At 68.4% G+C, this 5,572-nt stretch carries 1 protein-coding gene; it reads left to right on the forward strand.

Annotation, left to right across the window (positions count from 1 at the left end; translation table 11 throughout):
• Positions 1 to 69: 69 nt before the first annotated feature.
• A partial coding sequence (locus tag ABZS69_RS66725) for a condensation domain-containing protein (RefSeq protein WP_355395504.1) occupies positions 70 to 5,572 on the forward strand: 5,503 nt, incomplete at its 3' end.

Here is a 5,572-nt window from a genome sequence, read left to right on the forward strand (position 1 = left end):
CGGGAGGCGTTCGGGGTTTCGGCTTCTTCGCGGGTGTTGCAGTTTGCGTCGCCTGGGTTTGATGCGGCGGTGTCGGAGATTGCGGTGACGTTGGCCGCGGGGGCGACGTTGGTGGTTCCGGGTGCGGAGCAGCGGGTGGCCGATCTGGCGGGGTTCGTCCGGGAGCAGCGGGTGGATGTGGCGACGTTGCCGCCGTCGCTGCTGGCCACGCTGGATCCGGAGGAGCTACCTGAGTTGACGTTGATCAGCGCGGGTGAGCATCTGGATCCGGAGCTCGCGCGGGTGTGGGGGAGCCGGCATCGGCTGCTGAACGCCTACGGCCCGACCGAGACCACGGTGTGCGCGACCATCGGTCAGGACCCGGCCGGGATCGGCGGTCCGATCGCCAACACCACCACCCACGTGCTGGATGCCCACCTCAACGCCACCCCCACCGGTGTGTCCGGGGAGCTGTTCGTCGGCGGTCTCGGTCTGGCCCGCGGCTATCACGGCCGGCCCGCGCTGACGGCGGAGCGGTTCGTCGCCGACCCGCACGCGGGTGATGGTTCGCGGTTGTATCGGACCGGTGATGTGGCTGTGTGGCGGCCGGAGGGTCAGCTGGTCTTCCTGGGGCGGACCGATCATCAGGTGAAGATTCGTGGTTTCCGGATCGAGCCGGGCGAGATTCAGCATGCGCTGACCGGCCACCCGCATATCGCCGCGGCCCTGGTCACCACCCACCACACCGCCAACGGCATTGGTACCGGTACTGACAACGGCGTCGGCACCAGCACCAGCACCAGCACCGCCAACGGCACCGGCGTCGGCAGCGGTAGCACCGCCAACGGCACCGGCGTCGGCAGCGGTGATGGTGTCGGCGCGGGTGACGGTCATGGCCGAGGGGGCAAGGGTGGTGCCGGTCAGCGGCTGGTGGCCTATCTGGTTCCGGCCGATCCGGCGGTGGGTGTTCCTGCCGCTGATGATCTGCGGGCGTATCTGGCGGCTGGTCTGCCGGATTACATGATTCCGTCGGTGTTCATCGAGCTGGCGGCCTTCCCGTTGTCTCCGAACGGGAAGATCGATCGGGCTGCGCTGCCGGTGCCGGATGGCAGCCGTCCGGAGCTTGCGGGTGGTTATGAGGCGCCGGTGACGGCGACGGAGCAGGTGCTGGCCGGGATTTGGGCCGAGTTGCTCGGTGTGGATCAGGTCGGTGTTCGGGACAACTTCTTCGATCTGGGCGGGCACTCTCTGCTGGCCACCCAGACCATGACCCGCATTCGTAGCACGTTCGGGACGGATCTGGCGCTTGCGGCCCTGTTCGATCAGCCGACCATCAAGGGTCTGGCCACGCTCATCGACAGCACCGGCGCCACCACGGTCGCGCCGCCGATCGTGTCGGCCGACCGCGACCAGCCGCTTCCCTTGTCCTTCGCCCAGCAGCGGCTGTGGTTCCTGGCCCAATTGGAGCCGGACTCGGTCGAGTACAACACGCCAATGCTGATTGCCCTCGCCGCGGATCTGGATCAGGGGGCAATGCGGGCCGCGCTGGCGGCGCTGGTGGAGCGGCATGAGGTGCTGCGCACCCGGCTGGTCGCCGACGCCGACGGCGTCCCGTACCAGGTCATCGACCCGCCCGCCGGCTTCGACCTGCCGGTCATCGAGGTGGCGAGCGAGCAGGAGGCGCAGGCGCTGATCGCGGCCGATGTGGCTACGCCGTTCGATCTGGCCACTGGACCTCTGCTGCGGGGCAGCCTGATCCGGTTGGGCGATCAGGAGCACATCCTGGCCTTGTGCATGCATCACGTCATCTCCGATGAGTGGTCGGCCAAGATCTTCCGCCGGGAGCTCCTCGCTCTCTATGACGTTTTCTGGGCGGGGGAGCCGTCCCCGCTGGCGCCGCTCACGGTGCAGTACGCCGACTTCGCCCTGTGGCAGCGCAACTGGCTGACCGGGCAGACGCTGGAGGAGCAGCTCGGGTATTGGCGGCGGCAGCTTGCCCAGCCGCCGGTGCTGGATCTGCCGACCGACCGGCCTCGCGCGGCGATTCGCGACACTGCCGGCGCGGCCGTGGACTTTCACGTCAGCGTGGAGGTGGCCGAAGGGCTGCAGGAGTTGTCTCGCCGTACCGGCGCGACCATGTTCATGACGTTGCTGGCCGCCTACACCGCCCTGCTCGGCCGCTACAGCCGGCAGGATGATGTGCTGGTCGGCACTCCGGTCGCCAACCGGAATCAGGCCGAGACCGAGGATCTGATCGGGTTCTTCGTCAACACGCTGGTGCTGCGGGCCGACCTGTCCGGGGACCCGACCTTCACCGACCTGCTGCAGCAGGTGCGGGCCACGGCGCTGGACGCCTACGGCCACCAGGACCTGCCCTTCGAGCAGCTCGTCGATGAGCTGGGCATCGAGCGTGACCGTTCCCGCTCGCCGCTGTTCCAGACCTTGCTCAACTACGTCACCCTTGACCAGGACTCGATGGGTCAGGACCCTGCCGGGTTGGAGGCCGGGCCGGGGGATGGGCAAGGCGGGTTGCCTCGTCAGGCTCTTTACGACCTGACGGTGAGTTTTGCCCCGCGCGGGCGTGCTGGGCTGGGCGGCGCGGTGGAGTACAGCACCGCCTTGTTCGAGCGGGCCACGATCGAGCGGTTGGTCGGGCACCTGCTGACGTTGCTGGCTGCAGTAGCGGCTGATGCGGATCGTCCATTGTCGGCGCTGCCCTTCCTGACTCCGGCCGAGCAGCGGCAGTTGACCACCACCTGGACCACGCATCCGCCCGTCCTCGTTCCGGTCGAGGTGCAGGGGCTCGCCGGTACTTGGGCCGGTGATTCGGTTGTCGTGGAGGCCGGGAGTCCCGGTAGCGATGCGGGGAGGGCTGGGAACGCCGGGGGGGCCGGTAGTGGCAGGGGCAAGAAGGTCAGGTCCGGGAGGGCCGGAGCCGGGAAGGTCAAGGCCAAGGTCAAGCAGGCTGAGGCGGGGAGGGTCGAGGCCGGGGGAGTCGGGGGGATCGGTGGTGGGGTTCATGAGTTGATCGCTGGTCGGGCTGGTGTGCATCCGGGTCGGGTGGCGGTGTCGTGTGAGGGGGTGGAGCTGAGTTATGGGGAGCTGGATGAGCGGGCGAACCGGCTGGCTCACCATCTTCTTGCTTTGGGTGTGGGTCCGGAGTGTGTGGTGGGTCTGCATCTGGGGCGGACTCCGGAGTTGATCGTCGCGATTTTGGCGGTGTGGAAGGCGGGGGCGGCGTATCTGCCGTTGGATCCGGGCTATCCGGCGGGCCGGTTGGCGTACATGCTCGCCGACAGCCGGGCGGGCATTCTGCTGACCGACAACCCTTCCGACATCCCCGCCATCGGCCTGGTCACGAGTGAGGCCGACAACCCTTCCGACAACCCGGCCATCGGCCTGGTCACGAGTGAGGCCGACAACCCGGCCGCCGGCGCGGCTGCCAGTCCGGTCTCCAGTGCGGTCTCCGCCAACCCCGCCGCTGGTTCGGTGGTGGGTGGGGTGCGGGTGGTGGTGCTGGGGGAGGCGGCGGGGGTGCTGGAGGGGTGTCCGGTGGGGGCGCCGGGGGTGGTGGTGGCGGCTGGGCAGGGTGCGGCGGTCATCTACACGTCGGGGTCGACGGGGCGGCCGAAGGGCAGTGTGGTGGCGCATGGGAATTTGGTGGCGTTGTATGCGGGCTGGTTGGGTTCGCACTTCCGGCCGGGTGCGGGGCATCGGTGGCTGAGTCTGGCCAGTATCAGTTTCGATGTGTTTACCGCGGATGTGGTGCGGGCGCTGGCGGGTGGGGGGACGCTGGTGCTGGCTCCGGGGCAGGTGCAGCTGGATCCGGCGGGCTGGGCGGGGGTGTTGCGAGCCAGCGGGGCGAGTGCGCTGGAGGCGGCTCCGGGGCATATCGACAATCTGGTGGCTTATCTAGCGCGGGCCGGTGTGGTGTTGCCGGATCTGCGGTTGCTGATTGCCACTACCGATACCTGGCATGTCGGTCGTGCGCAGCGGGCTCATCAGGTGCTGCCGCAGGCGCGGTTGCTGACCGCGTATGGGATCACCGAGACCACCATCGATTCCACCTATAGCGTCCTGGCCCCCGGCCAGGACGACCACGACCAGCCCAGCCAGTTCGATCAGCTCAGTGATCTCGGTGCTCGGGATGGTCACGGTGATGTTGGTGGCGGGGTGGTGGGGCGGACGGGGGTGGTGCCGCTGGGGCGGCAGCCGGCGGGGCCGACGCCGATCGGGGTGCCGTTGCCGGGGACGGGTGTCTATGTGCTGGATCGGCATCTCAATCCGGTGCCGGTGGGGATGCCGGGTGAGTTGTTCATCGCCGGTGCCGGGCTGACCCGTGGTTACGTGTATCGGCCTGCGCTGACGGCGGGGCGTTTCGTGGCGCACCCTTTCGCCGGTGATGGTTCGCGGTTGTACCGGACCGGTGATGTGGCCGTGTGGCGGCCGGATGGTCAGGTGGCCTTCCTGGGGCGGACCGATCATCAGGTGAAGATTCGTGGTTTCCGGATCGAGCCGGGCGAGATTCAGCATGCGCTGACCGGCCACCCGCATATCGCCGCGGCCCTGGTCACCACCCACCACACCGGAGGCGACAGCGGTGATGGTGTCGGCGAGGGTGATGGCCGTGGTGGCCGAGGGGGCAAGGGCGGCACGGGCCGTCGGCTGGTCGCCTACCTGGTTCCCGCCAACCCTGCCCTCGGCATCCCCGCGACCGATGATCTGCGGGCGTATCTGGCGGCCGGCCTGCCGGATTACATGATCCCGTCGGTGTTCATCGAGCTCGCCGCCTTCCCGTTGTCCCCGAACGGGAAGATCGATCGGGCCGCGCTGCCGGTGCCGGACGGCAGCCGTCCGGAGCTCGCGGGTGGCTATGAGGCCCCGGTGACGGCGACAGAGCAGGTGCTGGCCGGGATTTGGGCCGACCTGCTCGGCGTGGATCAGGTCGGGGTCGGCGACAACTTCTTCGATCTGGGCGGGCACTCTCTGCTGGCTACCCAGGCCATCACCCGCATCCGCAACACCTTTGGCACCGATCTGGCACTCGCCGCCCTGTTCGATCAGCCGACCGTCAAGGGCCTGGCCGCTCTCATCGACAGCACCGGCATCACCGCGGTTGCGCCGCCGATCGTGCCGGTCGACCGTGATCAGCCGTTGCCGCTGTCGTTCGCTCAGCAGCGGTTGTGGTTCCTGGCTCAGCTTGATCCGGGATCGGCCGAGTACAACACGCCTACTCCCATCCCGCTGCCTGGCGATCTCGATGTTCCGGTCCTGCGTGCTGCGCTGACAGCGCTGGTGGAGCGGCATGAGGTGCTGCGCACCCGGCTGGTCGCCGACGATGAGGGCATCCCGTACCAGATCATCGATCCTCCCACCGACTTTCTCCTGCCTTTGGTGGATCTGGGGGATCAGCCCATCCCTCACCAAGCCGCTGAAGACCTCATCGCCACAGACGCTGCCGTCCCCTTCGACCTGGCGGCCGGTCCGCTGCTGCGCGCCAGCCTGCTCCGGCTGAGCGACCGGGACCACATTCTGGCGTTGTGCATGCATCACGTCATCTCTGATGAGTGGTCGGCCAAGATTTTCCACCGCG

The organism is Nonomuraea sp. NPDC005650 (genome assembly GCF_040605375.1).
Taxonomy (GTDB): Bacteria; Actinomycetota; Actinomycetes; order Streptosporangiales; family Streptosporangiaceae; genus Nonomuraea.